20 protein-coding genes are annotated in these 26,915 nt (G+C 56.1%); 9 read left to right on the plus strand and 11 right to left on the minus strand.

Annotated features, from left to right (window positions below):
- Positions 1 to 23: 23 nt before the first annotated feature.
- The 9 genes from FHW16_RS27505 to FHW16_RS27545 form a co-directional block, all read right to left on the minus strand.
- Positions 24 to 1,352 carry a glycosyltransferase family 4 protein gene (locus FHW16_RS27505; RefSeq protein ID WP_182552572.1) on the minus strand — a complete coding sequence of 443 codons (1,329 nt, stop codon included), beginning with the start codon at positions 1,350 to 1,352 and terminating at the stop codon, positions 24 to 26.
- A complete protein-coding gene (locus tag FHW16_RS27510) occupies positions 1,349 to 3,592 on the minus strand; it encodes a hypothetical protein (protein ID WP_182552574.1) in 2,244 nt (747 codons plus the stop codon). The genes FHW16_RS27505 and FHW16_RS27510 overlap by 4 nt, the downstream gene beginning before the upstream one ends.
- A gap of 11 nt (positions 3,593 to 3,603) precedes the next feature.
- The gene (locus FHW16_RS27515; protein WP_182552576.1) at positions 3,604 to 4,389 is read right to left on the minus strand and encodes a hypothetical protein; all 786 of its coding nucleotides are present in this window, start codon (positions 4,387 to 4,389) and stop codon (positions 3,604 to 3,606) included.
- Positions 4,390 to 4,399: 10 nt separating this feature from the next.
- Complete coding sequence (locus tag FHW16_RS27520; protein WP_182552603.1) at positions 4,400 to 5,662, minus strand: glycosyltransferase; 1,263 nt, start codon at positions 5,660 to 5,662, stop codon at positions 4,400 to 4,402.
- Positions 5,659 to 6,501: a class I SAM-dependent methyltransferase gene (locus FHW16_RS27525; protein WP_246711992.1), complete on the minus strand. Its 843-nt coding sequence runs from the start codon at positions 6,499 to 6,501 to the stop codon at positions 5,659 to 5,661. The genes FHW16_RS27520 and FHW16_RS27525 overlap by 4 nt, the downstream gene beginning before the upstream one ends.
- Positions 6,498 to 8,759 (minus strand): glycosyltransferase family 2 protein, encoded by a 2,262-nt coding sequence (locus FHW16_RS27530; RefSeq protein WP_182552605.1) that lies wholly within the window; start codon positions 8,757 to 8,759, stop codon positions 6,498 to 6,500. The genes FHW16_RS27525 and FHW16_RS27530 overlap by 4 nt, the downstream gene beginning before the upstream one ends.
- 75 nt (positions 8,760 to 8,834) lie before the next feature.
- Positions 8,835 to 9,494, minus strand: a complete 660-nt coding sequence (locus FHW16_RS27535; protein ID WP_182552577.1) for a calcium-binding protein — start codon at positions 9,492 to 9,494, stop codon at positions 8,835 to 8,837.
- Between the two features lie 288 nt (positions 9,495 to 9,782).
- The gene (locus FHW16_RS27540; protein WP_182552579.1) at positions 9,783 to 11,201 is read right to left on the minus strand and encodes an HlyD family type I secretion periplasmic adaptor subunit; all 1,419 of its coding nucleotides are present in this window, start codon (positions 11,199 to 11,201) and stop codon (positions 9,783 to 9,785) included.
- Positions 11,198 to 12,973, minus strand: a complete 1,776-nt coding sequence (locus FHW16_RS27545) for a type I secretion system permease/ATPase (RefSeq protein ID WP_182552581.1) — start codon at positions 12,971 to 12,973, stop codon at positions 11,198 to 11,200. Before FHW16_RS27545 ends, FHW16_RS27540 begins: the two co-directional genes overlap by 4 nt.
- A gap of 199 nt (positions 12,974 to 13,172) precedes the next feature.
- On the opposite strand from FHW16_RS27545, the gene FHW16_RS27550 reads away from it, so the two are divergent.
- The 9 genes from FHW16_RS27550 to FHW16_RS27590 all read left to right on the plus strand — a co-directional run bounded on the left by FHW16_RS27550 (position 13,173) and on the right by FHW16_RS27590 (position 25,498).
- Positions 13,173 to 13,742: a MarR family transcriptional regulator gene (locus tag FHW16_RS27550; RefSeq protein WP_182552606.1), complete on the plus strand. Its 570-nt coding sequence runs from the start codon at positions 13,173 to 13,175 to the stop codon at positions 13,740 to 13,742.
- A gap of 41 nt (positions 13,743 to 13,783) precedes the next feature.
- A complete protein-coding gene (locus FHW16_RS27555) occupies positions 13,784 to 15,004 on the plus strand; it encodes a glycosyltransferase family 4 protein (RefSeq protein ID WP_182552583.1) in 1,221 nt (406 codons plus the stop codon).
- A gap of 251 nt (positions 15,005 to 15,255) precedes the next feature.
- The gene (locus FHW16_RS27560; protein WP_210278302.1) at positions 15,256 to 16,761 is read left to right on the plus strand and encodes a DUF6212 domain-containing protein; all 1,506 of its coding nucleotides are present in this window, start codon (positions 15,256 to 15,258) and stop codon (positions 16,759 to 16,761) included.
- Positions 16,751 to 19,438 carry a glycosyltransferase gene (locus FHW16_RS27565; protein WP_182552585.1) on the plus strand — a complete coding sequence of 896 codons (2,688 nt, stop codon included), beginning with the start codon at positions 16,751 to 16,753 and terminating at the stop codon, positions 19,436 to 19,438. The genes FHW16_RS27560 and FHW16_RS27565 overlap by 11 nt, the downstream gene beginning before the upstream one ends.
- 27 nt (positions 19,439 to 19,465) lie before the next feature.
- Positions 19,466 to 20,641, plus strand: coding sequence for a polysaccharide pyruvyl transferase family protein (locus FHW16_RS27570; RefSeq protein ID WP_182552587.1), 1,176 nt, complete (start codon positions 19,466 to 19,468; stop codon positions 20,639 to 20,641).
- Between the two features lie 46 nt (positions 20,642 to 20,687).
- Positions 20,688 to 21,863 (plus strand): polysaccharide pyruvyl transferase family protein, encoded by a 1,176-nt coding sequence (locus FHW16_RS27575; protein ID WP_182552589.1) that lies wholly within the window; start codon positions 20,688 to 20,690, stop codon positions 21,861 to 21,863.
- Between the two features lie 43 nt (positions 21,864 to 21,906).
- Entirely contained in the window at positions 21,907 to 23,022 is a 1,116-nt protein-coding gene (locus FHW16_RS27580; RefSeq protein ID WP_246711994.1) for a glycoside hydrolase, read from the plus strand.
- Positions 23,019 to 24,206, plus strand: coding sequence for an SGNH/GDSL hydrolase family protein (locus FHW16_RS27585; RefSeq protein WP_182552592.1), 1,188 nt, complete (start codon positions 23,019 to 23,021; stop codon positions 24,204 to 24,206). The genes FHW16_RS27580 and FHW16_RS27585 overlap by 4 nt, the downstream gene beginning before the upstream one ends.
- 74 nt (positions 24,207 to 24,280) lie before the next feature.
- Positions 24,281 to 25,498 carry an adenylate/guanylate cyclase domain-containing protein gene (locus tag FHW16_RS27590; protein ID WP_182552594.1) on the plus strand — a complete coding sequence of 406 codons (1,218 nt, stop codon included), beginning with the start codon at positions 24,281 to 24,283 and terminating at the stop codon, positions 25,496 to 25,498.
- Between the two features lie 64 nt (positions 25,499 to 25,562).
- Here the strand turns inward: FHW16_RS27590 and FHW16_RS27595 are convergent, their stop codons facing one another.
- Positions 25,563 to 25,706 (minus strand): hypothetical protein, encoded by a 144-nt coding sequence (locus tag FHW16_RS27595; RefSeq protein WP_158531308.1) that lies wholly within the window; start codon positions 25,704 to 25,706, stop codon positions 25,563 to 25,565.
- A gap of 156 nt (positions 25,707 to 25,862) precedes the next feature.
- Positions 25,863 to 26,699: an oxidoreductase gene (locus FHW16_RS27600; RefSeq protein WP_182552596.1), complete on the minus strand. Its 837-nt coding sequence runs from the start codon at positions 26,697 to 26,699 to the stop codon at positions 25,863 to 25,865.
- Positions 26,700 to 26,915 lie beyond the last annotated feature (216 nt).

Below are 26,915 nucleotides of genomic sequence, written 5' to 3' on the forward strand. Positions count from 1 at the left end.
TTGGCGATGAAAGCTGGGTAGCCTCAGCTTGCTTGGGAAAGAACAACGTCAGTTCTTGCAGCTATGTTGTGCGGCTGCCGCCGGCTAGGTTTAAGCAATTCGCCATAGAGAGCAAGATGTTCTTGAGCACAGTCAATATAGTTCACGGGATTCCGGATCGTTTGATGCAAGCGGTCCCAGATATGGGGATCGCTCAGGACTTCGGTAAACCGGTCAGCAAGATCTTCAGCGCTGCGGACACGGAAATGCAGGCCATCCAGCCCGTCACGAATTTTTTCTGCCATACCGCCAATATTGGAACAGATGACGGGACGCCGATGGTGCAAGGCTTCCTGAATGACAATAGGTGAGTTCTCCCACCAGATTGATGGCATCACGACCCAGTCGACCGACTGCATGAGGCGCGGCATCTCGGCATTCTGGTAGGCGCCGTAAAACCGCACACGCGGTCCTGCTTCTCCAATCAATTTCTGCATGTGGTCCTGGAATTCGCGCGGTTGTTTCTCCAGATTACCGCCGAAGATCATCAGGCGTGAATCCTCGCCCCAGCTTTCTTCCGGCACGCGCGATACCGCATCAATCAGCACGTCAATGCCTTTGAAAGGCGTAACCTGTCCGAAATAGGCGAAGCGGTTGCGCCGCGGTTTCGGTCCGGTCAGTTCGCGCGGCGGCGTTACATTGTCGATGGCGATGCCATTTTCAATAACTGTCAGCTTGCCAGGATTAAGTCCCCATTCCTTATACCGGCCGGCCAGAAAATCACTGGGTGCGACGAAGGCGTCGGCAAGATCAAGCATGCCGCGGATGAAGCGCTCACGCTTGAGGAACCGCGCAGGAGGGACATCGGGAAAGCAGGCGTGACAATCGATAGGAGAAGCCTCGTTGCAAAGCTTTGAAGAGCCTGCTTTCACCATCTGACCATCATTGTTGCAGATCGATAGATATTCGTGAAACGTCACCAGAATGACCGTATCGGGCATTGCCTCGCGGATGGCATAGAGCGTCTCCAGCCCAAGACCAAGCACATGGTGGAAATGCACCACATGCGGATTGAGATCCCGCACAAAACGCAGGAGGTCGCGGCGGATTTCATCGGTGTTCTTGTTTGAAAGATAGAAGTGATCATATTCGTCGGCGTGAAAGAGGATTTCATCGCTGCTGCGGCGCATGCTCATCAGCGCCGTCGTGCCATGACGCGGTATCGGATGGCCGGCCCGGGCAAGATACACCGACTGGACACCGGGCAGGCTGTTGAGCCCCTTGTGCAGATTATAGGATGCGATTTCCCCGCCACCGAGCGAGATACTGGGATGAGCGTGAGAAATCACCAGAACCCGAAGCTGTTCGGTCATGCCGTTTCCTCTTTGGAAGCACCGCGTTTGTTGGAGACGTTGTTGGCCCAGCGTGCGTCAAAAACCTGCCGGTCAATCCGCTCGATCAAGGCGATGGTCGATGCTTTGTCGGACACGGATATATCGTCGGAGCCCAACATCTGGGCTGATGGCAGCCAGTAGGAGCGCAAGCCGGATTGTTTGAGTTTAAGGCCGAGATCGAGCCCCTTCTCATGTGTTCCGAGATAACCGCGCGTGAAGCCGTTGACTGAAAACAGTGCATTTCGCGGCAGGACGCAGCATTCAAACGTCGCTGTCGCCACTTCGGTTATTCCCATCCCCGCCACGGCATCGATGGGATAACCGGCATAGCGGCTGATCAAAGCCCGATCGGACTGGGCGCCCGCCACCCATGTTCCGGCCCAGCGTATGGAATCGTCCTCATAGGCAAGGGTGGGAGACAACACGCATTCCTTGCGGGCATCGTAGGCGGCCAGCAGTTTCTGGAACCAGCCGGAACTGCGCGGTAGAAGCGAAGCAGCCAGAAAGACGACACTCTCTGTTGACACCGCACGGGCGCCTACCTCCAGCGCGTCATAGAGATCTTCTGACCCGCTTGCGGAAACAAGCCGCACCCGCAGTCCATAAAAATCGGCCAACCTGCGTACCTGCACGCCGATACGATCAATGATTTCCGTGGCGGCAGCGACAACGATGGGAGCCTGGCGCGTATCCCGATCAAGCGCAAGAAGGGCGAGGAGAGGGCCTATCTCTTCCACCCGCTCGTCTACACCGATGATGAGCGCAGGGCCAGGAGCCTCGTCAAAAGCACCGAGATCAACGACACCAAAGATTTCCGGAGCAGGCCGGTTGACCCCCCGCAGCAGAGGCACAAGCTGCTGATCAACAATGTGACGAAGCGCCCAGGCATTTGGATCAATGGCACGAATTTGCCGCACAACCGCATCGCGTGACGTGATACGCGTCGGTGTCAAGGGCAAGAAGGCGCGGCGCGCATCGCTCAGTTCAAGCTCAATATAGAACGGTGCCGTGCTGTCACCCGCAAGCTCCGGAGCGAAAGCCACGAATCCGTGTGCATGCCGGTTGGGATCCAGTCCGGCATTGAACGGCGGCTGATTGTCAAACTCTCGCGTGACGTCGGGCCGGTCCACCCGCGTCCAGTTGCCGTCAAGCTGGGTTTCACCCCGGTGACGGCGCAGCTTGACCGACTGCACGTGATTGTCAGGGTCGAGAAGCCAACCCGAAACCAGAAGACCGCTGCCTTCGACGCGGAACACATTGTCGATGCCCATGCGAACCGGGAAGGGCAGGCTGGATATTGTTTCTGTACCGTCAAACCGGTTGGCCGCCGAACGCAGGCGGAGAAGGATCTCCGTCGAGCTGCGCATGTTCGGCAGGATGGCGCGCACATGACTGGGTGTTTCGCGTGACCCCACCAGCAGACGCCGGTCATAGACCTCGATAAATCGCCAGCCACGGCGACCGCGAAACAGAAGGCGCTCGATATCATTGGGAGCTACAGGTTCATTGGCAAGCAGCAAGCCGGCAAAACCCGATGCCTGTTCACTCACATCGGGACGGGCAAAGACACCAATCGAGCATTCTGCTAGCGAAGGCGAGCGGCCGCTGATCAGAAGCCGTGTCACGGAAGGCGTCAGGTCCTGTGCCCAACCTTGCACGAAGATTTCGCCTTCATCGCTGCCGCCGATCAGTTCGATGATGCCATCCGATCGCGCTCCGGCCTGCAAAAGCACAGTAATTGCCGCAAGCTTTTTACGGCCGATCGGACCGGAGATCAGCCCTTCGACCAATCCGTCAATAGCCCCGGGCAGATTGGGACCCGCGAGGTCCGCCATCATGGCAGCCAGGTCACCAACAGCGGCAGCACGCGCAGCAAACGTATAGCGCGCCACCTTTGCCTTATGCTGAAACATGATTGTCTTCAGCTGCGCGCGGCGCAGGACATTGGTCGGTACGATAGCGACAAAGCCGTGGGTGCCTGCCGGAGATGGCGCCTTGAGCGGCCAATTGATCATCGTTGCCTTGACGCTCATGGCAGGATCGCCGTTGAGGAAAACCGTCACCTGATCGGACGTGTTGCTGCCGATACCAAGGATCAGCACCAGCGTGTCCTCGATCGGGCAGCCCACAACCATTTCGCCTTCCATGACGATGGAATTGCGCTCCGGTGCTTTACCCGTCTTTGGCACCGGCAACAGGTTTTTTTCGTCGCGTGTCATCTAGAGCACCTTCAACGCATAACCCCGACGGCCATAAGGGCTCCAGCCGCGAAACCCACCATAACGAAAAGCAGCAGGAACAAGGGCTTGGCGTCACCACCGGAGCGCTTGTGCAGCAGTTCCATGCGCGTTTCCAGACCCGCCACCACACCGTCCATGCGCATGAGATGCACGTCGAGCTCTGTCATGCGCTGATTGACGTCGCTGCGCAGCCCCTCCAGAGAATTGCCGATATCGCCCAGGTCGGAAGGTGTTGCGCCTGTTCCATCAATGGTTTGGGACGGCCGTTGCAGCGATCGCTGGTTCACCTGCAATTGCCGCTGCGCTGCCATCAGCATATCCAGTTTGTCGAGGATACGCGTCATCGGTGCGGCAATGAGCGCTTCCGCAGCCTGTTCGTCCGGCTTCGGAACCCGCAGTGACTGTTCAACCCCGGCGCCGCTGATCGCAATGACGACCAGATCGCCAGCGCGCATCGAGGCAAACTGTGGCAGCATCACATCAAATGCATGGATGCCATCACCGATACCGTTGCGCCGCAGATCCGGGCGATCTTTGTCTGCAACAGCTTCAGCAATGGGCTTGCCGTCCAGCATCACACGAATGATCAGCCTTACGTCCGGCGCTGACGGGTCAAAAGCCCAACCATACAGACGGCCGTCATCAACGGCGTCCACACGACCTTTAATCAGCTCCGTTTTTGTCGGTTCAGGCTGCACTTGCTTGGTGTTATCCTGTTTCGGGGCGGTCGTCGGTTGTGCAGAAACCTGCGCCGACACTTTTGTCGCGATAGACATGATGTACCTCTCAGGCTGCCTCGACACGTTCGGAACGCACTGTCTCGATCAGATCGAGATAATGTCCTGCAGTCGTGTCGATGGTATCGGGGTGGCGTGCCCCAAGGGAAAGAATCTGACGCAGGTCAGAATCTTCGGCGACACGCCGCATGGCAGCTGCCAGCGCGAGCGGATCGTTGGGGGGAACGGTCAGGCCATTGACGCCGTCTTGGATCATTTCGGCCATGCCGCCAATATTGCTGGTGATCACAGGGCAATCCTGGCCCTGCGCCTCCTGAATTACCAGCGGTGCATTTTCCCACCAGATGGAAGGCATGATCGCACAATCAACCGTTGCAATAAGATTGCCTATGTCCTCGCGCCGGTAGGCGCCACGTCTCTGGACGAAAGGTGACGTCTCTGCAAAGAGCCGGTCTATATCGGCCACAAAGGATTCGCTCTGGAATGGCGCTGCGCCATGGACACGCAGCTCGAAATCATAGCCCTCGGCAATAAGCTGCTTTGCTGCTTCCAGTAGAACAGTGGTGCCTTTCCACGGGTTGAGATTGCCGAAATAACCAAAGACAGGCTTGGTACGGCTGGCCGGATCTGTTTTCGCTGCAAGCGCACGCTTCGGCTGCCCATTGGGGATCACGCTAATGAGCTCTTCGGCCAGGCCCCATTCCACATAGCGCTGCTTGAGAAACTCGCTCGGCGAAACAAACGCATCCACGACGCTCAACAATGATTTCAGATGCCGTTCACGCAGCACGAACTTGTCCAGCGCGATATCCTTGAAACAACTGTGGCAGCGGTCCGGACTGGCGCCGTAGCACAGCTCCTTGCCAGTGGTCCGCACCATCAGGCCATCGTGATGGCAGATCGGATAGTAATCATGCAACGTCAGGACGATCCGGCATTCGGGCAATGTCCGCCGGACAATATGCGGGAACTCGGCACCGAGCAGCAGCAGATGATGCAGGTGAACGACATCCGGCTTGAAATCCCTCAGCAGTTCGACAATATCCGGAACAATCCCATAGAGATCGACCTGGCTCATGAAGAAGCGGTCAAAATGCCCGGACCAGAGCAGAATTTCATCGCCATTGCTGCCGATGCTCTGAAAGCTCGTACCGGGCCGGGCCTCGCGATGAATATGGTTCGTGGCGCCGAGAAACAGCGCCTCGCATCCGGCACGCTGATAGGCACGGAACAGATCATGCGCGAAGATTTCCGTGCCGCCCGGATGCAGTGACGGATGGTTGTGGGCCGCGACAAGAACACGGGCCATTATCTGTCCCCTCCGGGTGCGGCAATGAAAATGTCCTGATAATGATCCGCCGGGACACCGCGCCAATGACCAAGTGACCGGTCGAGAACCGACAACCCGCTGCGCGTGATGGCCTGATCCAGAAACCCGTCATCAAATCCAACCGCGGCAAGCGGTGGCAATTCCGGCACGAACCAGCATGGCCCCTCATCGTAACGCTGGAAACCCAGTCTCGCGTCACGCTTCTTCAGTGGATTTTCCGCCGCCGTCTTGTCGACCACGAATGCGGTCATGAACAGACGCCCGCCGGGTGCGAGCACACGCGCAACTTCACGCAGATAGACGCTGACTTCCTCATCGGGAAGATGCGTCACGACTGAAGTCATGATGACAAAATCGAACTGCTTGTCCTCAAAGGGCAATTTGAGCTGGAGGCCATCGATTGCCCCCTTGGGATTATACAGGGAATGGGCAATGTCTATGTAGCGGAATTCGAAATTCGGATAGACCGGGCTGATCTTCTGCTGACACCAGTTGATGCCGCCGGAAACCGGATCGATGCCGCGATAGCTTCCCTTTTCCGGGTCAAGATATTGGGTAAGCGGCACTGCCATGCGGCCAATACCGCTTCCGATATCGAGTACCCGACTTTCCGGCCGCAATCCGCCCTTGCGAATGAAATGGCCAAGAAATTCCGAGCCAACAGCCTGAAAATTACCGTCGCCGACAAAGACACTGTCCGGATCGGGGCAGGGCAGAAAACGGTTTCGCACGACGGCTTCCATCAGCCAGTCGACATATTCATCATTCACAGCATTTGTATGCTCGGGTAGTGCTTTCTTGAGTGCTACAACCTCAGTCAAGCGGCGCTCCTTTCAGACTTTCCAACGATATAGGGGGCGGCAGTATCCTCTGTCGCTTCATCGAGGTAGGTCGACATCAATTCGGATATGTCATCATTCCAGCGTTTGGTGTGCAGCCATGAATTGTACTGGCTTGCCAGCCCGCGCATGTAGTCGGAACTGCGGCGGATGGATCGCCGCTCGAAGTGGTAGAGGGACACGTCAGGCTCATAGGCGACGTGGAAACCGATCTGTCGAATTTTCAGACACAGATCGCTGTCCTCGTAGTCACCGATGATATAGTCCTCGGTGAACCCTCCCACGAGGTCGTAAATGTCCTTGCGTGTGACCAGACACGCGCCGGTCACGCCAGGAACATTGCGGGCAATCCGCGCCGGTGCATAGGCGCCGGGCATGCCCTTGTAGAAGTGATGGTTGAGCCAAATGCCCTTCTGATCGCGGGCGAAATAAAGCCCGGCATGCTGCAATGAGCCGTCCTCGAACAACAGCCGCGGGCCGATTGCCCCAAGCTTCTTCTGGTCCAGCAGCGGTTGTATGAGCGCCTGAAGCCAACCATTGGCACAAGGCACAACATCAGAATTCAGCATGACAATCATTGTGCCGGTTGCAACACCTGCACCGGCATTGCAGGCCCGCGCATACCCGCTGTTGCGGTTCATCGTGACAAGCCTGAAGGGAAGGCCATGCAGAATGAACAAGCCACCCAGCATATGTTCCGTATCATCCTGAATCTCCGGTGAATCGAGCACGAAGATGAGTTCGGCATTGGCTGCGAGCCAGGGATCCGTCGCCATTGCAGAAAACTGGAAGCGCAGGAAATCCAGATTGCGATAAAGCGGAATAACGATTGATACCACGGGGTTCTCGGGCAGGGTGCCGTAATCTTTGGTATCAGCGATCTTCACGGTCTTGCCGAGCTTCTGCTCAACTTCCTGTAAGGCAGGCGCGAGGATGCTTTCAAAAACCTGATCACGCGCATGCTGCGGCGGCACGGCGCGCAGGATGCGGTTTCGTTGGGCCGAAGCTTCGAATGGCTGCAATGGCGGTATCAGCGGCGATGTCGCACCGGAAACCAGACGCATCTGGAACCGTGGCTGGAGCAGCGGTCCGAGATTCCTGCTTTGCGGAAGCCAGGCAACAAAGCCGGTCACATCCGCACCGAAGCCGTCTTCCCGCTCACCGGTTTTGCCGGGGAATTTATAGAAATTGGGCTGAAGCGGCAGGGCGCTTCCATTCTCGGAAAGATACTCGATTCTCGATAACATGGCGGCAGGGTCATGCGTCCAGCCGCCGACGAGAAGACCGCCGTCGAGCGCCAGCGCCAGATCAATTTCGGCCGCGGGATGGGTTGCGGATTTGGCGATCTGCCGAACCGTCAACGGTGCACGCGTCTGCATATCAATTGCTGTAGCCAGCCCGGCGCCTGCGACCTGGGCCAGTTGCCGGATCAGGAATTCGCGCAGATCCATATCTCCGTGGCGCTTTGCCCACCATTTTTCGAAATCGGCCTGGTGGCCGTCACCGTCAGCGAGTTTGCGGACGGCAACGCCGTTCCTGCCGCAAAGCACGAGATGAAAGGATTGCGGCAGTGACCGGGCGGACTCAACCAGAAGATGGCACGACTGTCCGCCGCGTCTGATTTGGGAGCCCATGACGAATTTTGTCGGCAATGCCGTCACCGAGGCCGCACTGATTGCATAAATGGCAGTGATATCACCGAGCACCGGATCAACAGCAGTCTCCAGCAGATGCTGACCGTCAACGGGCTGACCACATGAGCGCACGGGCCGTGGCTCAGGGGTTAACGCAAGGGTAATTTCACGCGCCACACTGGCAAAAATCTGGTTCTGCGAAAGGCGGAATGTGCTGCGCCACGTGCTCAGAACGTTGTTGAGCAACTTGATATGACCGGCCGCCGACAGATTGTTGACCGCGCTGTTCACATCAAAAGAAGCCAACTCATCAGCAGGGTAGAGAACAACCTGCTCGGTTGGTCCAAGCGATCCCGCAGATAAAGTCAGATTGATCGGCTCACCCTTGGTGCGCATGGCCCAAAGTACGCGCTGACCGCCCGTTTCGAGAGGAATATTCAAGCTCACAAGAGGGACCAGCTGCTCCGGCGCCTCAAGTGTACATTTTGTTGAAGATCGCATCGCGCCGGGGAGGTCCCAGATCACGACGGCGATATCGGCACATAGACGAGAGATGGATACACTCTCGGTGTCGTCTGCAATATCCGTCGAATGGTCGAGGTTCAACACGTTGCCCTTTCATTCATATCGGAAAGAAAAAACGTGCCCGGCAAAAGCAGGGCACGCCAATTTTTGAAAAAATCAATGTACGACGAAGAACTGGTCGGGATGTGCCTGAACGTCGTCGGCGCTTGTGTTGACGAGGGTGACGCTATCGCCATGGCCAAGATCGACCACAACATTATTGCCAACCTGAGTAACACGATCTGCCAGATCATCTGCAGAATCAACATGAAGGCCATTGATGCCTTTGGAGATCTGAAGAACGTCTTCACCTGGGGTGAAATCAAGGATGACGTCATTACCGCCGCCGCCATTGAACAGGAAGACGTCATGTCCGGAACCGCCGATTAGGGTATCATCGCCGGCACCGCCACTGATAAGGTCATTACCGGCACCGCCGAGAAGAACGTCGTTTCCGGATCCACCGAAGAGAACGTCAGAGCCATTACCGCCCTGAAGAACATCATCCCCAGCATCACCGAACAGAACGTCGCTTCCGTCGCCACCGTTCAGAATGTCATTTCCTTGGTCACCATGCAGGATGTCACTGCCTGTACCGCCGAACAGGGTATCGTCACCCCGGCCGCCGAAAAGGAGATCATTCCCTTCGTCACCAAATATGATGTCGTTGCCGTTTCCGCCAAAGACGAGATCATCACCACCGTGGGCGTGGATGAAATCATCAAAACGCGAACCAAACAAAACGTCGTCGTAGGCGCCGCCTTCTAAAGTGGCCATCTGCTTCTCCTTCTGTCTGCTTTGAGTTTCGACCGCCGAACTTTCCGACCATCGATGCTTTGACGATTGTGCGCTGCAACAAATCGAAATGCAACATAACCTAAGAGTATAAATGTGGCATTCACGAGTAACAAATTATTACGATAGCGTATTACTTCACATTTTGTATCAGAACTCTAATTTATGTTTATTTCAACTGTAATTCATCTATCAAACTGTATTATAAGTACTTTACTTCAAAATTTGAAATATCACACAAAATCCCCCGTTTTGGGGGAAATATTCTATTTAGTCTTCTCTGAATGCACGATTGAGGCTGTCAGATATTGGCGAAATAATGTAGTCAATCGCCTTGCGGGCCTTGTGCACGATGATAACTTCAGCGGGCATGCCGGGATAAAGTTTGACCGACGGATTGGCAGCCAGCGACTTCGGCATGATTTCGGCGCGTGCTACGAAATAGGCCGTATCGGTTTTTTCATCGAGAACCTGATCGGCGGCGATGTAACTTATCTTGCCGTCAAGCGGCGTTAGTGACCGCTGATTGTACGCTGTGAGCCTGATCTGCGCCTGCGCGCCCATGGAAATACTATCGACATCACGCGGGCTGATTTTCATTTCAACCACAAGAGGCTCATTCTCTGGAACAATGTCCATCAGCGCCTCACCAGCGGCTACGACGCCGCCCGGCGTCCTCAGCCGGATATTGGCGACAACGCCGGCCTGTGGCGAGCGGATTTCGACGCGGCGCATGACGTCCTTGGCCGCAACAATCCGCTCTTCGGTGTCCGCCAGATCGGTCTGATTTGTGGTGATCTCGCCCGCGATCTCCGATTGCACGTCGCTCTCGATGCCAATCAGCGCAAACTCTGCGCCTGCTTTGGCCTGCTCGGCCTTGGCCTTGTCACCGGCATATTCACCACGATTACCGGCCAGCTCGCTCAGCTTCGTATCGATCTCGGTCAGCTTGGATTTCTGGGCAAAGCCCTTGGCAACCAGACTCGCGATAGCTTCCCGCTGCCCCGTGATCAGTTCGATCTGCCGATCTGTAGCAGCGATTTGCGACGTCGACGATTTTGCCTGCTCCGTATATTGTTCGATGGTTTTCTTCTGGACGTCCGTACGGCTCATTTTCTGCGCGGAACGCTTCTGGAAGAAGATGGTCTCGGCCTTGACGGCGTTTTCCGCCGCAATATCACCAGGGCCGCCGAAATTTTCCGGGAAGGTGATTTTTGTTTCGCTCGCCTGCTCAGCCCGCAAACGTGCAAGCTTGGCTATCAGACCGATGCGGCGGGACTGCAGCGACTGCAGTTCGGCGCGCGCTTTGGTGTCGTCCAGCCGGATCAGCGGCTGACCGACCTTGACCTCGTCACCTTCCTGCACGAGCAGGCGATCCAATATGCCACCCTCAAGATGACTGATGGTCTTTCGCTTGGAATCCACGATCACAGTTCCAAGGGCAACTGCAGCGCTTCCAAGCTCGGCCGAATACGCCCAGCCGAAGAAACCGCCAAATGCGATCACAATCGTCATGACACCCGCTATGATCAGTCGGCGCAACGGTGACTTGGCGTCCTCGTTTTCCAGATCAACAACCCATTCCGGACGCACTGTTCCGAATTTGGTCAGTGCATGCTTTTCACCCGCCTCCGCGCGGGGAGCCAGCAACTGCGCAACGCGCTTGGGGACAATCGATTTGCCGGTCATGATGCTGCTCCTGCTGTTCCCATTTTCGGACCAGTGGGTGTTATGGAGGCTACAACGTCGGTGCGCGGGCCAAACTGCGTGATGCGGCCGTTCTCAAGCACGAGCAGCTTGTCGGCCACCTGCATGATGGTGGGCCGATGGGCAATCATGATGATGATGGCGCCGTCATCGCGAGCATGTTCGATGGCACGCATCAGCGCTCTTTCGCCCACGGCATCGAGGTTGGAATTCGGCTCATCCAGGACGATGAGGCGAGGGCGGTTGTAGAGACACCTGGCCAGCCCGATACGCTGGCGCTGACCGCCGGAAAGCGTCAGGCGGCCATCACCAACCGGCGTGTCATAACCAAGCGGCAGGCGTCCGATCATTTCATGAACGTCAGCAAGGCGGGCCGCTTCCAAAACGCGGTGCGGATCACTGTCGCCCATACGTGCAATGTTATCCTTGATCGTGCCGTCGAGCAGCGCCACCGACTGCGGCAGATAGCCAGCGATCTCGCCAAAGGAACCGCGCTCCCAGAGATAGACATTGTTGCCATCGAGAAAAACACCGCCGGAGGTCGGTTTGACAATGCCGATCATCAATCGTGCCAGCGTCGACTTGCCCGCCGCTGACGGACCCACAATGCCAAGAACTTCACCGGGAGAAAGGGAAAACGAAATGCCCTTGATGATAGGCATTTCCACACCGGGAGCCGCATAGACAAGCTTGTCGATAATCAGGTCGCCATGGGGTCTGGGAGTCGGCATGGTCTGGCGGACGGCGAGATTTTGCGCAAGCAGGGACTGGATCCGCTGCCAGTTACCGATGGCGTTCACCCACTGCCGCCACGTCTCCACCACATGATCGAAAGGCATCAGGAGGCGGCCGATGATGATCGTTGTGGCGATCATTGCACCCGGCGTAATTTCCTGCTGCATGGCCAGAAGCGTACCGGCACCCAGCGCGCCAATCTGGATCATGAAACGCAGCGTGCGAGCAATCGTCGCCATGCCTCGGGCGCGGGCGCCGCCAACATCGAGCAAGTCCAGCGCGGTCATTTGTACCGTCCGCCAGCGTCTTGCCAGTGCCGGCAACATGCCCATTGCCTCGATCACTTCCGCATGACGCAACGTGCTGCCTATTTTGGATATGGCTTCGATGTTTGCTTGATTCGCATCCTTCACCAGGCTTCGCGTCAGAATATCCGTGATCACGCCGCAGGCGACAAGCACGATGATGGAGACAACGCCGATGATTCCAAAAACCGGATGCAATAGAAAAAGCACCGTCAGGAAAATCGGTGACCACGCCGCATCAAGCGGCGCGCTGACTGCTGTTGACGTCAGGAACGTACGCAATTCCGTTAGATCGCGCAGCGCCTGCGTTGCCTTGGGAAGCCCCTGATCCACCGATGCCTGAACCGCCGCGGTAAGAATTGGCAAGTTAAGACGGCGCACCAGCGCACTGCCCATCGCCTGAAACGACAGGGCTCGAATAAATTCAAGAATGCCAAAAACAATCAATGCACCAGCTGCCAGAATGCTCAACATGACGAGCGTATCCGTGCTTCGACTGTTCAAAACTCTGTCGTGCACCTGCAACATATAAAGCGGTACAGTGAGTTGCAGAAGATTGATGCAAGCACTTAATAAAACGGCATAAAGCAAGCCTGACAGGAATACCCGACGTGCCCGCAGAATGAGAGTTTGAGGTGCCGGAACTCCGGTCGTCATCGTATTTTTTCCAATATTGCTCTTGCCATTTGCATTGTTTTGACGAGTATCTGTCATCTGTAATCTGCCTTGGAAATGACACAGCTGCCGGTTAGCCCGTTTGACCTTGGTCTAAGGCAACAGACTAGTAAAGTAATACCGTACAGAATGTGACAGAAAAAAGTTCATATGGTGGGGAAAAAAGCAAAGGAGACTGAGAATATACTTGTAACTTACTTCAAATTTTGAAGTAAAATTGATGATGGAGACAAAGATGATACAAAAACTTCTACACGAAGGAGTGGAAGTCGAAACATCTATTGACGGCTACGATGCCGGCGATTTTCCTGAAATTACTGCTGAAAAACAGGGACATAGACATCCAGTTCATACTGTTGTGGTCACACATTTTGAGCTGGCCAGAATGATTGAAAGAGTAAATCGTCGATTCGCAAGCCTGCTGAGGTCCGAATTGACGAAGTTGGGAATTGAAGACGTTGGCCCTGCCCAGGCGATGGTTCTCCTGGCGATTGGTGACGTCGAACTTTCCGTTGGAGAGCTTTTGGACCGGGGACATTATATCGGATCCAACATTTCCTACTATCTGAAGCAGCTCGGCGATGGTGGATACATCGACAGGGTTGCATCCCAGCGCGACAAGCGATCCGCAAGGATTCGCTTGACGGAAAAAGGCGAACAGCTTTGTTCCAATCTGCGTAACGCTGGCGGGGCTTACAACCGCGTTCTTGCCAGGGATGATGACGATCTTCGCAATCTGGAAATCGCATTCCAGACTCTACACAGGCTCGAACTGGTTTGGGGCAATGCCGCTCGTTACGGCATCTGATCCCCTGTCAATTCGTGTTCTGATGTCTGGAAAGGACTGACATGCATGTGGCTTTCGTTCACAGGCGCGGACTTGGTCAATTCGCCGCCCTGGCCGAACATCTTGCAACGAGCGGGCATGATGTCACCCTTATCTGTGAAACAGTGGACCGTCGCCTCCCATCGGTCCGCGTGATCAGACACAGAATGGAGCCTGGCCCTCGGGCGGATAGCCAGATGGCCAGGTATCTTGGCATTCCCGACCACCATGTGCGGATCGGACACCGCGTTGCGGAAACGTTTGATTCAATGACACGTCAGGGTGAACGCCCTGATATTGTCATTGGCCACATTGGTTGGGGGAGCATGATGTTCGTCAAGGATGTCCTGCCAAACACACCTGCTTTGGGCTATTGCGAGTTTTTCTACCGGGCCGAAGGTGCCGATGTCGGGTTTGCTCCGGATGACAACCCGGATGCGGAGACGCGAAAAAGATTAAGACTGCGCAACATTGCGCAGTTGATTTCTTTGGACGCCATTGATGGTGGCATCAGCCCCACCCTCTGGCAGAAGAGCCTTTATCCCGCGGCAGCGCAAAAACGCATCGCGGTTTGCCATGAAGGGGTTGATACCCAACTTTTCCGCCCCGACCAGCGCGCCTCCCTGAAATTGCCCGATGGGCGCATTCTCAGACCCGGCGCGCCCCCAGTGATCACATTTGTCGCCCGCGATCTTGAACCCTATCGTGGTTTTCCGCAGGCCCTTGAAGCGGCCGCAAAGGTGATCCAGGAGAATAATGACGCCTTGTTCGTTTTCGTGGGTGGAGATGGCGTGAGCTATGGCACACCGCCGCCGGGAGGCGGTTCCTGGAAGGACGCCCTTCTGTCAAAATATGATCTGCCGGCCGACAGAGTGCTGTTTCCGGGCGCAATATCACACGATCTTTTGCGTCAGCTCTACCAGATATCAACGGCCCACATCTATCTCACCTATCCTTTTGTCCTGTCCTGGTCCGTCATCGAAGCGATGGCATGCGGGGCGCTGATCATCGGCTCCGATACCCAGCCCGTGCGCGAAGTTATACGGTCCGGCCAGAATGGATTGCTCGTTCCGTTTTATGATACGGACGCACTTGCCGGCACCATCCTGCGCGTACTTGCCAAGCCGAATGATTTCATGCCGTTGCGCGCTGCAGCACGCCGGACGATCGAGACCCGTTTTCGCTTGGTCGACTGCCTTGCACGACAAAAAAACCTGATTGATGCGGTTTTACGAACGGCTTAAAGGCGCGATTTTCCTCTCCGGATTTCACCGATTTTTTAAATGGGCACTTATCCAACCCCATATACAATAAGCGTTTTTGCACTGCACACAAAAGTATACATAAACTATTTCGAATTTTGAAACAAATCAAATCTATATCTGTATTATAATTTACTATAGATCGAACAGATATTCTGTTGACATTACTCTGCCGATATTTTCTCATGACGGGAGACGCAGTTCGCACCTGCACAATCGACCAACTACACTGGATGTCTATTTTGAACACATCACTGCCCGCAGCCGTTCATCGACAGCCTCGCCGAAGCCGCTACGCGATTGCTTCCACTCATGACCAGCCGCTGCTCGAAGCTTCACCCTTGGCCGAATTTATCGTTTTTGTTGAACCGGAATCGGATCAGGTTCGTCTCCTTAATGCCTTCCCGCTGATCGGCATCGCCGTTTCGGATACGGGCGCCACGGAGCTGCAGAATACGCTGAAACGCATCTACCGGTTCAAGACTTTGCCGGAAGTTCCCATCATCCGGCTTGACCCGTCGACGATGGCCACCGAAGCGGCGCTCGTGGCGCAAGTGCTTGAAAGCGGGCTTGATCGCCTTACCAGCCACATGACAAAGGTTCATACCGAGCTGGTCATGTTGCGGCGGGAAAGAGAGACACTGTTTGAAAATTACCGCGCCATCGAGAACGCCTTTCATGCGCGCAACTGGGATTCTGTTACCGAGATCTTCAGCCACGCACCAAGCGTCGATCCGAAAGATGAAGGCTTTGCAAATCTTCTGCGTGAATCGGAAATTGAACAGATTTTCCCGGTATCGAGCTACGCTGTCTCCGGCTTTGCCCTGCATTTCCGCGGCCTCCCATCCGGCCGGTCGGGTCAGCTGATCGTCACGCTGGACTATGTGGAAAACGGCGAGGGCGTCGCGGAATGGCTCGTTCCTTACAGCAGCGTCGTTGCCGACTGGAATTTCTTCTCGCTGCCAAAGGCCTGTGACGGGGGTCATCGCACCCTGCGGCTGAGAGTATCCGCTACGGGCGGCACTCCTCCCGAGCTTTCCCTCGGCAATGTCATCACCAATGAGCGTTATGCGGCAAGAGCCCGTATACCCCATGCGGATCTCGACATGCGCCCGCTGGCTTTCCGCGTCTTCACCGGTTTGCCGGGTGTCCGGCCGACATCCCTCCCGAATGTCTTCGTCCCGACATCCCTCATCGCAGGGCGCCGTGTGGAAGACTACCGTCTGCCCGTCGAACTGCTTCGCGGCGTCACCAATGTGTCCGTCAGCACTGTTGTACCGGATTTCCCCACGGTGCGTTTCCTGGAGCACGAAGACGCAATCGTTTGCCACCCTCTCAGCGAGGGCATAACAGCCGGCGCGATCCGCCGGGTTATATCACCAGGTACCGTGCGTATTTCGGCACGGGCAATTATTGATCATCCCGAAGGGCAGCCTGGTGCGGTCGGCTTCCTGCTCACCAGCCTGTCGGCCGATATCAAGGGCGAGATAGCAGCCTTGGGACGTCCGGGTGAAAAGCGGCCCACAGCGCTTTTCAGTGGCTGGACAGAGATCAACGCGATGCAACCAGCCGACATCAATTTCATGCTGGATACAGCAACGACACGCGCGATGGACCTTGTCGTGCTCAGCAAGGCTACTACAGGTTCCGTCGATTTCTCGTGGCTCAAGGTATTCAACTTCCGGCTCGTCAAGCACATAGAAGCTCGCCCAGTCCAGGAGATGGCCAATGCCCGATAAATCTCAGGACCTGATTGCCATTGCAATGCCGCTTTATGGCCATGCTGCACTCGTTCCTGAGGCGCTCGAATCTGCATTGGCGTCCATAACAAAATTCCGCATCGCTATCGTCGTGTCCGTGGATGGTGATCCCCGCCATGAAGTGTTTGACCAGCTGGCGCTCTATGCCGCGGCGCATCCGGAGATTCATGTGATCTTCGGCGCAAACGCCGGGCCAGGCGGCGCCAGAAATCGTGCGATCGACTATATTCTCGAAGAATTACCCGAAACAAAGGCAGTATATTTTCTTGATGCTGACAATCGTGTCCAGCCATATACTGTAGATACTCTTTATCGCCGTCTTGCCGACAGCAATGCCGGCTGGATTTACACGAATATCGATACATTCTCGGTCAATTGGCGCGCGCATTATGGCGACAGCTATTCGCGCCTGATCCACTGTATCACCGATAATATCTGCGACACGGGATCAATGATCTCCGTCGATGTTTTCAAGAGCGGCATCCGGTTTGATGACGACCGCCAGAACGGGTTTGAGGACTGGGAATTCTGGCTCTCCGCTATTGAAGCAGGTTTTGTCGGACAGCCATGTCACGATACGGGTTTCGAGTACCGTTTGCGCGCGGAAAGTCGTTTCAAAGAGGCAAATCGCGATCGTTCCAGCTCCATCAATTTCCTGCGCAAACGGCACAAAGTGCTGTTTCGCCGGCCAACGCTGGTTGGCTTCGAACACACGGAATGCCCACGTTATGCGCTCATCCGCACGGGTGAGGGGACGCTGGGCACCTTCAGCGATCCTACCCAGAAACCGGGAGAGATCGGCTTCGACGATGCGATCCGCGCCTTTTGGGGCAGCGTCGGTGAACCCGATAATTTTCACTTTCCGCCTTTTGTTGCAGCCTGCAGCAACGAGACACTGAAGCTGCTCACGCGCTCACGGCTTCTGCCTAACATTCTCTGCCATCTCGAACGACTGGCGGAAAAGACCAATATTGTCTTCGTAGAACTCGGCAATGTGGATTCAGAGCGGCGCATCGATTCCGAGATCATGCCTTCAGGCACCCACCAGGGCCCGGCTGATCTGATCTTCGTTTCGACGAAACTCATTCAGAATGTCATCGACAATGATGCACTCGACTGGTTTTCGTCCATCGGCAGTCAGCAGCTCTGGCCGACCTCCTCGCGGTTGAAAATCCGTTTCCCGTTTCCGAAGGCACGGCAACGCCGGTCACTGGCAAGGCCGGAACAGGCACTGCTTAACCTCGTTACCGCCATTGCAACCAGCCCGCTCAAGCAGACGGCTTCCATGCGCTGGACATGGCGCCCGCGCCGGTTGCCTGCCCTGTCGGATATGTATCAGGTCCTGCGAAAAGAGCTCGGCGGATCGCCGGTCCTTCCGCTCGCCCACAATGCGGCCAAACGAAAGACCGCCGCTGTGCTCGTCCCGAACGCTTCATTCGGCGGCGCAGAAAAAGTCGCCTATGCAGCGGGCCGCGAGCTGAAACAGGAAGGGTTTGAAACCCATCTCTTTGTCCTCGGGTCAAGCCGGATGGATGTGCTCGATGAGTTTGATCAGGCGTTCGACTATGTCCACTTCTGGAAAGACGGCATACCCGCATGGGGCGATACCAACCGCTTCCTCGGGCAGGATTTCATCACCGAAGATCACCCGCTTGACTGGGAAGGTCTGCGCGGACAGCTTTCCGGTTTCGATCTGATCGTCAACAATCACGTCATGGCCGCCCACCCGCTGATGGGCAAACTCCGGTCGGAAGGCACGCGCACCGCATGCTATCTCCATGTGGTGGATGAGACCGTGTTCCGCCGGCGTGCCGGACAACCCTATGCCGCCATCGCGTTTGAGCACGCCTATGACGCGTTCCTGACCTGCTCTGAACAGCTGAAAACCTATCTGCATAGCTTTGGTGTGCCATTCGAGAAGATATTCGCTGTACCGAACGCCGCCAGTTTCTCCATCGATGCGAAACTGCGCACGCAGGTAACCGGGGCGCGGAAAACGCAACAGCCGGACGAACCGTTGCGCATCCTCTATATGGGAAGGCTTGACCGTCAAAAGGGTATCGACCGACTGCATGATGCCATCATCAAGCTCCGGGAGCGCGGCATTGCCTTTGACGCGCAGGCTATTGGCGGTGAAATTCTTTCTGATGATCCCAGCTCGTCATGGATGGCGCGGTTGAAAGAGGCCGGTGTCAAAGTTTCCCCGCCGGTCTTCAGCGGCAAGGATATCGCGACCCAACTTGCCTGGGCGGATGTGCTGTTGATGCCTTCCCGGTGGGAGGGTGCACCGCTCATGATTGCCGAAGCGCAACAGCTCGGTTGCGTGCCCGTGGCAACCGCAGTCGGTGCGGTGGATGAATTGATCGTGCACGGTCAGGACGGTATTCTCATCAAGAACGCCAATGATGCGCAGATCGTTTCTGACATTGTGCGGCTGCTTACCATTCTTGCGCAGGATCGCGGCGCGCTTGCCCGCACGGCTGAAGGTTCTCTGGCCAGTGCCGCCCAGCGTTCCTGGACGTCGTCCTTTGCCAGCTTCGTTGCCTGGTGCAACACAATCGAACCCGCAACTCCGCTCCAGCGGACAGCGATCACGCCCGAAAATACACAGGAATTCAATGCACCCGCCGAGCTTCCGGGCCGTGCAGTTGCGTGACGATCACCAGAAAGGTTTTGTGACCCCATGAGCCCCAGAATTCTCCTTACCGGCATCCCAGGCCACCTGACACGTCTTATTCAGAGAGCTGACGATGCGCATGTCTATTATTCGGAGAAACAGCCGCAGCCGGAAAGCAAAGAGGCATTTCTGCGCGAACTCAAGAATATCAGCAACACCGGCAATTATCTGATCGGTGAAGGCGCACTGCGTGCTCTTTCCCCCGACGCGACCCACATTCCGTTCTGGCACCTCTACAATGCCGTCAACAACGGTACGGGCCTCGACGCCATCAACAAACAGTTCGACATCTGCGTCTTCACCTGCGCCAATCTTTTGCGCAAAAGCCTCTCGGCCGACGCAGAAGCGCAGGTCCTGTCCAAGCTCGACATGCCTGTAGTCATGCTGGGTATCGGCATCCAGAACCGGCCGGACCTTGAAGAATCCCTGCCTGAAGGCACTCAACGCCTGTTGCAGGTGCTGAAGGAAAAGGAACATTACTTCCTGACCCGCGGCGACGAAACGGCAGCCTACCTGAAGGATCAGGGGTTCTCGTTCGTACGGCCTGTCGGTTGCCCGTCCATGTATTTCATGCCTGCCAATGTGCGCAAAGCCATTCGCCGCCTGCCTGATGTAAAAGTGGGCGAGGGGCGGACAGTGTTTACCGGCTATATGGGCGCAGCGCTTGATACCATCGGAGACATGAATGCGCTTTCGTCCGACGACGGCCGTTCCGCCTATGTCATCCAGGACGAGCCATTGCACTTCGACATGCAGGTTGAACCGAATGAGGATGGGCGCGTCTACGATTCAACCTCGGGGGAAATGATCGGCGACCTGACCTTCAAGGGCTCCGAAGAGCTGAAGAAAAAGATCAAGGTTCATACATTTTTCGACACGAACCAATGGCGTGCCTGGACATCGTCCATGGATTTCTCCTTTGGTCGGCGTTTCCACGGCAATGTCATTGCGATGCAGGCCGGGGTTCCGAGCCTGATCGTGGCCGTCGATGACCGGATGCGCGAAATGCTGAACTTTTCCGGATTGCCGAAAGTCGAGGCCAATGACCTCAATTCTGCAAATGACCGCTCGGCCTTCATCTCTGACCATCTGGCGCAGATGAACATTCCGCAGGTCATCGAAAAATACTCTGACCGTGAACGTAGCTTCCGCTCGGTCCTGACCGAGATAGGCATCGGATAACTCCCATATCCGGCGCCTTGGCAGCCCCAACATAAGATGGACGAACATGCGAATAATGATCACAGGCATCCCATCATATCTGATGCGGACCGTCGACAGCGTTTCAGGGGCAACGGTGAAACACCGACCCTATTTCGAGAACATCCGGACAAAGAAGGATGTGATCGATCAGGTTAAGAGGATTGCCAATACGGGCAATTATCTCATCGGCGAGGGCGCTGCCAACAGCGTGCGCGGCCATGACGTCACCTATATCCCATTCTGGCATCTGGCCAACAGCATCCATTCGCCCGAGACCTATGCGCGGTTGAATGAAAGCTTTGACCTCTGCCTGTTTGCATCGGCAAATCTGCTCAGGCCCGGCTATGCAGCTGCGACGGAATCCCATGTTTTTGAACTTCTCAACATGCCGATCGTGGTTATGGGTATCGGTATCCAGAAGAAAGAAAACCTCAAGGCCGAATTGCCCGAAGGCACACAGCGCTTTCTCAATGTGTTGAAGAAGAAAGAGACTTTCTTCCTCACCCGCGGACATTTCACGGCAGACTTCCTGAAGGCCGAGGGCATGAAATATGTACGCCCGACCGGGTGTCCGTCGCTCTATTTCGACCCGGCACAAATGAAGCGGTCGCTGGGCCGTCTTGCCGATCCGGGGCTGGCTGACTCCCAGAAAATCGCCTTTGGCGGTTATCTTGGCAGCGTTCCCGATACGATCGTCGATGCCCACGCGCTCCTGCACAAGGACAGCACCGCAAGCTATGTTATTCAGGACGAAGTCATCGTCTATAACATGAACATGGTGGGTGAAGAGACGACGGAAGCCTATGATCAGGCCGCAAGCCGCATCACCGCGCCGACCGAATATAAGCATGCGGAAAAATGGCAGCGCAAGCGCGACTATCTGGTCTTCTTCGATACGCACAAATGGCGCAGCTGGGTATCCGGGCAGGATTTCTGCTTTGGCCGCCGGTTCCACGGCTCGATCATCGGCATGCAATCGGGTATTCCGGCACTGATGATCGCGGTTGATGACCGTATGCGCGAAATGCTCGACTTTGTCGGCTTCCCGCATATCGAAGCATCGGTATGGAATCGCGAGCCGCAAAAGAAAGCATTTTTGCAGGACTTTCTCTCGAAGATCGACGTTCCGGCTGCGATACACCGCTATTCGGAATGCGAAGCCAATTTCAACGGCGCCCTGAAAGACATCGGCATCCGGTAGCGGAGGTTTTCACCGGCGTTCAGCAATCAGGAGGCATGAAACCATGACGTGGCGATTGCAATTGCGCAGGCTTTACGCCGGTGTTTCCTTTGCCGTGGCAATGACTGTCGCGAGCAGCATGCTCGCGACGCCATCACAGGCGGCGGGGGATCCGCGCTTTGGGGTGAACCGGGTCAATCTTGCCTGGCTTTCGGCTCCCGAGCGGGAGAAAGTACTTGATCTCATGGTCAAAAGCGGGGTCGTGGCGGTACGGTTGTCCCTGACCAGACCGATCGACCAAAGCATCGATGCCATCCGTGTTGCCCATCAGAAGGGTCTGGCAATCCTGCTCGAAATATCGCTCAACAACGCCGACTTCTATCCCAAGGGGACCAAACCACGGCCAGGCCTTGGCCGGATATGGGACATGTACCGGCTATCCGACATTTCACCAGACCAGTTCCGGTCCGTGGTGGGCGATGCCCTGCACAAGATCGATGCGCTTCAGATCCCGCTAGTTGCTGTTGAGGCTGGAAATGAAATCAACTGGGGCGCCTATAATGGCGACCTTGAGGTAAAGGCCAAGGCAAAGAGCAAAACGGCACGTTCACTGACCGACCTCGATAATCTGGCCGCGGTGGAGCAGGGCGCGGCAAAATATGTCCAGCTGGCCGCCGTTGTCCGTAAGGAGCTTCAATCCACGAAGTTCAGCGCCAATGCCAAGGTCATTTCGGCGGGACTTTCGGATATCCCGGTTGCCGACGCCGACCGGCGCGGCATCGACAGTATCGACCCCGCAAGCTTCACCAATCTCATGCGCAAACACGGACTGGACAAGGTCGTGGATGGCTACGGTATCCACATCTATCCCGGCAGCAACGGGACAGCAACAGCACGCGCGACCCATGTCAGCCAGGCCCTTTCCATTTGCCGATCGGAACCCGACGGCAAACCGTGCTGGATCACCGAATGGGGATTTTCCAACACCTCGACCACATGCCCGGCCAATGATAATTCGCGCGAACGTCTGGTTGAAGCCGCGCGCAGCCGGTTCGAGGAACTGATGGGAACCGGCCGTGTGGCGGCCGCATATTATTTCGATTGGGACGCAAAGGGCTATGGAGTCTGGCGCTGCGGTGGACTTTCTCCCGCAGGCCGGGCAGCAGTGGTGACACCATGAAACTGAAGACCGTAATCATCGGCGGCTCCAATACCGTCATGTTGCCGGGCTATCTGCCGTCGCTTCTGTCGACGATGGGGCGGCGGGGCATCGAGCTTGATGTTGTCGCTGATCTTGCCGTTGGCGGAACAACCAGCGCTTTCGGGCTCTATCAGCTCAAATTGTGCGACCAGCTTGCCGATTGCGATCTGCTGCTGATCGAGTACGCACTCAACGACGCTTTCGTCTATGGCGACGAGCGGCGATCCTTCCGTCATTGGGCCCGTTTCTATGAGGGGATTATCCGCTACGCCCTTGAGCAGAACCCCAACCTGCGCATTGCCACCCTTGTTTTCGGTGCACGCAACGGTTCTTTCCTCAGCGCGGTTCCATCGATCGATGCGGGGATCAACTACATCTCGCAGTGGTACGGGACCATATGCGTGGATGTCTCGCGGCACCTGATGCAGCGCCTCGGCCGCGATGTTGTCGGCCACCCCAGTTTTTATTCCGATCAGGGTCATTATGCACGGCCTGTGGCAACAACCATTGTCGCCAACCTCATTGCCGATGAACTCGAACCAGCCCTGAATCGCCCGCACCGGGCCGCCGCCTTGCAACCAGCCATTGATCCGGAACACTTTGCCGGGGCACGCGCGCTTGACGGTGTTCAATTGGGCAAGAGACTTGGACGGCTGCCGGTCGAATACAGCAATCGGCGCTTTTCCGTCTCCGCCCTTGATCTTGGCCGTGACCGGCTGCGCTTCGAGGTGGACAAGGGCCAACTTTTGGCAATGGCCTATGTCTGCGAGCCCAAAATCCCGCCGCTTGATGTCCGCATGGGCGAGGAGACGCACCGCGCGGCCTTGCTCAAGGGCGGCGTTCGCGACGGAACATACAAATTTCTGGTATCCATGCTGAGCTTCGAATTCCTTTACGGCGTGACACTTCTGCAGATTCAGCCGTCGCTTGCACTCACGCTCGGGGGCGGCGCCGAAGGTGGTGAGCACAAGCTGCATGTGCCCAAGGACAGCATCAAGCATGAAGCATTCCCCACAGACCCCGCACTGCCGATCAGCGGGATTCTCTTCACTGGCAATCTGAAGGTCTGCGGCATCGAGAAAAAGGCTGGAAGCGAGGCCAACGGGTCTGCAGCTGTCGCAAAACCTGCGGCAAAGGTGGAAGCACCGGCGCCGGGCGCCTGAGCTCCCGCTGCCGCCATCTTTGTCAAACAGCACGAACGTGATAACCGTTTAGCACTCATTCGAGAGCGGGAATCATGACCGAAGCCGATATTGTTGCAATTGAAGAATGGCTTGATGCGCAGGGGCTGGCGGGAGCCACCGAAACCGAACTCCTGAACGGTTTTTGCGTACGGTGCTGCGGCCTCGGTATCACACTGGAACGCGCCCTGGCGTTCGTCGACACGCTGCATCCGATCTATGAGGGCCGGGCATTTCACTGGCGTCAGCGCGAGGAAGTGGAAAAGCCGGTGATCGAATATGGATCAAGCTACCAGGGGGCAAGTGCCGAAAGCTGGCAGAGAACAACATTTTACCACCTGCTGCAGTCCGGCGAGAATTCCCTCCGCCGCCGTATAGGCGAAATGGATGAGCCGGGCTTTGTTCATCTTGAAAATCTCAAGGCCGAAGGGCTGACCGACTATCTGGCACTGGTCAATCGCTTTTCTACGCAGGGCAGCATCGGCGAAATGGACTGCTTCTATTCTCAGTGGTCCACGGCCCATGCCGACGGGTTCAATGATAGCGACATCAAGACATTGAAGCGTCTGGTGCGCGGTCTGGCCATTGCGATCAAATGTGCCTCACTGGCGCGGATCGTAAGGACGATCGCCGAAGTCTATCTCGGACATGATGCGGGTGAGCGCGTTCTGGCCGGACGTATCAATCGCGGTGCAGCCGACCGGATCGAAGCTGTTCTTTGGTATTCGGACCTGCGGGACTATACGCGTATCTCCGACGCGGCGGGACCGGATGCGATCATTCCCATGTTGAATGACTATGCCGATGCGGTGATCTCATCCATCCAGGAAGCGGGTGGGGACGTGCTGAAGCTGATTGGCGACGGCACATTGGCCATTTTCACCGATGGCGGATCGCAGACCGCCTGTGTCGCGGCCCTCCAAGCCGAAGCGCTCTTGCGCAAGCGGCTTGTCGTGCTCAACGAGCGGCGCGCCGCCGAGAAGCAGCCAATCACCAACGTCTATCTCGGTGTTCATGTCGGTGAAGTGTTCTTTGGCAATATCGGCAGCGATACAAGGCTGGATTTTACCGTGGTGGGGCCCGCAGTCAACGAGGTCAGCCGCATTGCTTCCATGTGCCGATCCGTGGATCAGGATATCCTGATCTCTGACCGTTTTGCAGCATTCCTGCCGGAAACGCTGCGTTCCAAACTGGTTTGCGTCGGCCGTTTTGCCTTGCGGGGGGTCGGCCGCGCGCAGGAACTGTTCACACTTGATCCTGCCGAACGGCACTGAAAAACCCGCAATGCCGGGCATTGCGGGTTTCCTGTACTTTCATGAGCGCATAAAAAGGCGCTGATTATCCGTTTAAATATCGCTTTGCCAGCTCTGCCATATCGCGATCTTTCTTCGTCTTGATCGGATGCAGCACGCGTGAAAGAAGTTTCAGCGTTGAAAAACTTGGCTTGAGATACGGTGAAAGGGTGGGGAGTTGGATGTTCATTGCAAATATCCCTTTCTCTTTAAGTGATTTGAATAGCGGGGGTTTATTCCCAGTCTGAATTTCGCACGCCGGTGAGGCGAGGCGGTAGACCAATCCGCCGGAGTGATTGCCTATTACTCCGGGAGAATCGTGTTGATCTCTGGGCAGAAAAACGGCTCAAAAACTACCATCTGTAGAAATCGACAAAGATCGCCATTTGTTGATTTCCGCGTGAACCGAATCCAGTTTTGTCGCAATGCCTTTGACGGCATCTGAACCGGCGACATAACGCAGGGGCGGCTCTCGTGATGCGGCCAGTTCAACCAGTGCGGAACCGAGCTTGGCCGGGTTACCCGCCTGCTTATAGCTATATCCATCGTAGGTCGTGCGCGTTTCGGAGGAGAAGCTGGCATAGTCTTTGATGCCTTGTTCACCATACCGAACCGAACTCTCGTCCAGAAAGTCCGTCTGGAAAAAACCCGGCTCCACAATCGTCACGTGAATACCAAACTGCGCAATTTCCATTGCCAGAGATTCGGAGAATCCCTCTACGGCAAATTTCGTCGAGCAGTAAATGGAGGCGCCGGCAAACCCGACCATGCCGCCCATGGATGAAAAATTGAAGATCCTGCCCGCTCTCTGCCAGCGCATGACAGGCAGAACAGCGCGGGTTACATGAAACATGCCGAATACATTGGTGGCAAATTGCCGTTCGATGTCGTCGGCACCATTCTCTTCGAAGAGACCAATTTGGCCATAACCGGCATTATTGACGAGCACGTCGATGCCACCGAAATGCGTGACGGCGGCGTCCACTGCGAAGTCTGCCCGTTCAGGACTGGTGACATCCAGTTCAATAATCAGCAATTGTCCCTTTGTGCCTTCAAACGCCTGTTGAACCTGCTTGCGATGACGGCCCGTCGCGACCACATTGTGACCAGCGGCCAAGGCAGCTTTGGCAACTTCCGTACCGATACCCCGGCCAGCACCGGTGATAAACCATGTCTTGCTCATCGTGTATTTCCTTGTCGTGCTGAGATCGTGAGACCCGCAGGCTCACCAGCCCACAATAGGGCACCGACCTGAAAAACGCGTAGACTGAAATTCCGGATGAATTGCACGATCCTCCGGATTTTGTGAGTTCACGCTGAAGCGCGACTTGCGCGCTTTTGAAGCTAACCCGCACGCCGTCTCTGTGCGAGCAGTTTTTGCCGGAAGACTTCTGCTGGC

It is taken from the genome of Phyllobacterium myrsinacearum, assembly GCF_014138285.1.
Classification (GTDB): domain Bacteria; phylum Pseudomonadota; class Alphaproteobacteria; order Rhizobiales; family Rhizobiaceae; genus Phyllobacterium; species Phyllobacterium myrsinacearum_A.

Excerpts from the sequence above, each read along its gene's own strand:
- FHW16_RS27505 (WP_182552572.1), bottom strand. The coding sequence starts at position 1,352 with ATGACCGAACAGCTTCGGGTTCTGGTGATTTCTCACGCTCATCCCAGT.
- FHW16_RS27510 (WP_182552574.1), bottom strand. The coding sequence starts at position 3,592 with ATGACACGCGACGAAAAAAACCTGTTGCCGGTGCCAAAGACGGGTAAA.
- FHW16_RS27515 (WP_182552576.1), bottom strand. The coding sequence starts at position 4,389 with ATGTCTATCGCGACAAAAGTGTCGGCGCAGGTTTCTGCACAACCGACG.
- FHW16_RS27535 (WP_182552577.1), bottom strand. The coding sequence starts at position 9,494 with ATGGCCACTTTAGAAGGCGGCGCCTACGACGACGTTTTGTTTGGTTCG.
- FHW16_RS27540 (WP_182552579.1), bottom strand. The coding sequence starts at position 11,201 with ATGACCGGCAAATCGATTGTCCCCAAGCGCGTTGCGCAGTTGCTGGCT.
- FHW16_RS27545 (WP_182552581.1), bottom strand. The coding sequence starts at position 12,973 with ATGACAGATACTCGTCAAAACAATGCAAATGGCAAGAGCAATATTGGA.
- FHW16_RS27555 (WP_182552583.1), top strand. The coding sequence starts at position 13,784 with ATGCATGTGGCTTTCGTTCACAGGCGCGGACTTGGTCAATTCGCCGCC.
- FHW16_RS27560 (WP_210278302.1), top strand. The coding sequence starts at position 15,256 with ATGTCTATTTTGAACACATCACTGCCCGCAGCCGTTCATCGACAGCCT.
- FHW16_RS27565 (WP_182552585.1), top strand. The coding sequence starts at position 16,751 with ATGCCCGATAAATCTCAGGACCTGATTGCCATTGCAATGCCGCTTTAT.
- FHW16_RS27570 (WP_182552587.1), top strand. The coding sequence starts at position 19,466 with ATGAGCCCCAGAATTCTCCTTACCGGCATCCCAGGCCACCTGACACGT.
- FHW16_RS27575 (WP_182552589.1), top strand. The coding sequence starts at position 20,688 with ATGCGAATAATGATCACAGGCATCCCATCATATCTGATGCGGACCGTC.
- FHW16_RS27580 (WP_246711994.1), top strand. The coding sequence starts at position 21,907 with ATGACGTGGCGATTGCAATTGCGCAGGCTTTACGCCGGTGTTTCCTTT.
- FHW16_RS27585 (WP_182552592.1), top strand. The coding sequence starts at position 23,019 with ATGAAACTGAAGACCGTAATCATCGGCGGCTCCAATACCGTCATGTTG.
- FHW16_RS27590 (WP_182552594.1), top strand. The coding sequence starts at position 24,281 with ATGACCGAAGCCGATATTGTTGCAATTGAAGAATGGCTTGATGCGCAG.
- FHW16_RS27595 (WP_158531308.1), bottom strand. The coding sequence starts at position 25,706 with ATGAACATCCAACTCCCCACCCTTTCACCGTATCTCAAGCCAAGTTTT.
- FHW16_RS27600 (WP_182552596.1), bottom strand. The coding sequence starts at position 26,699 with ATGAGCAAGACATGGTTTATCACCGGTGCTGGCCGGGGTATCGGTACG.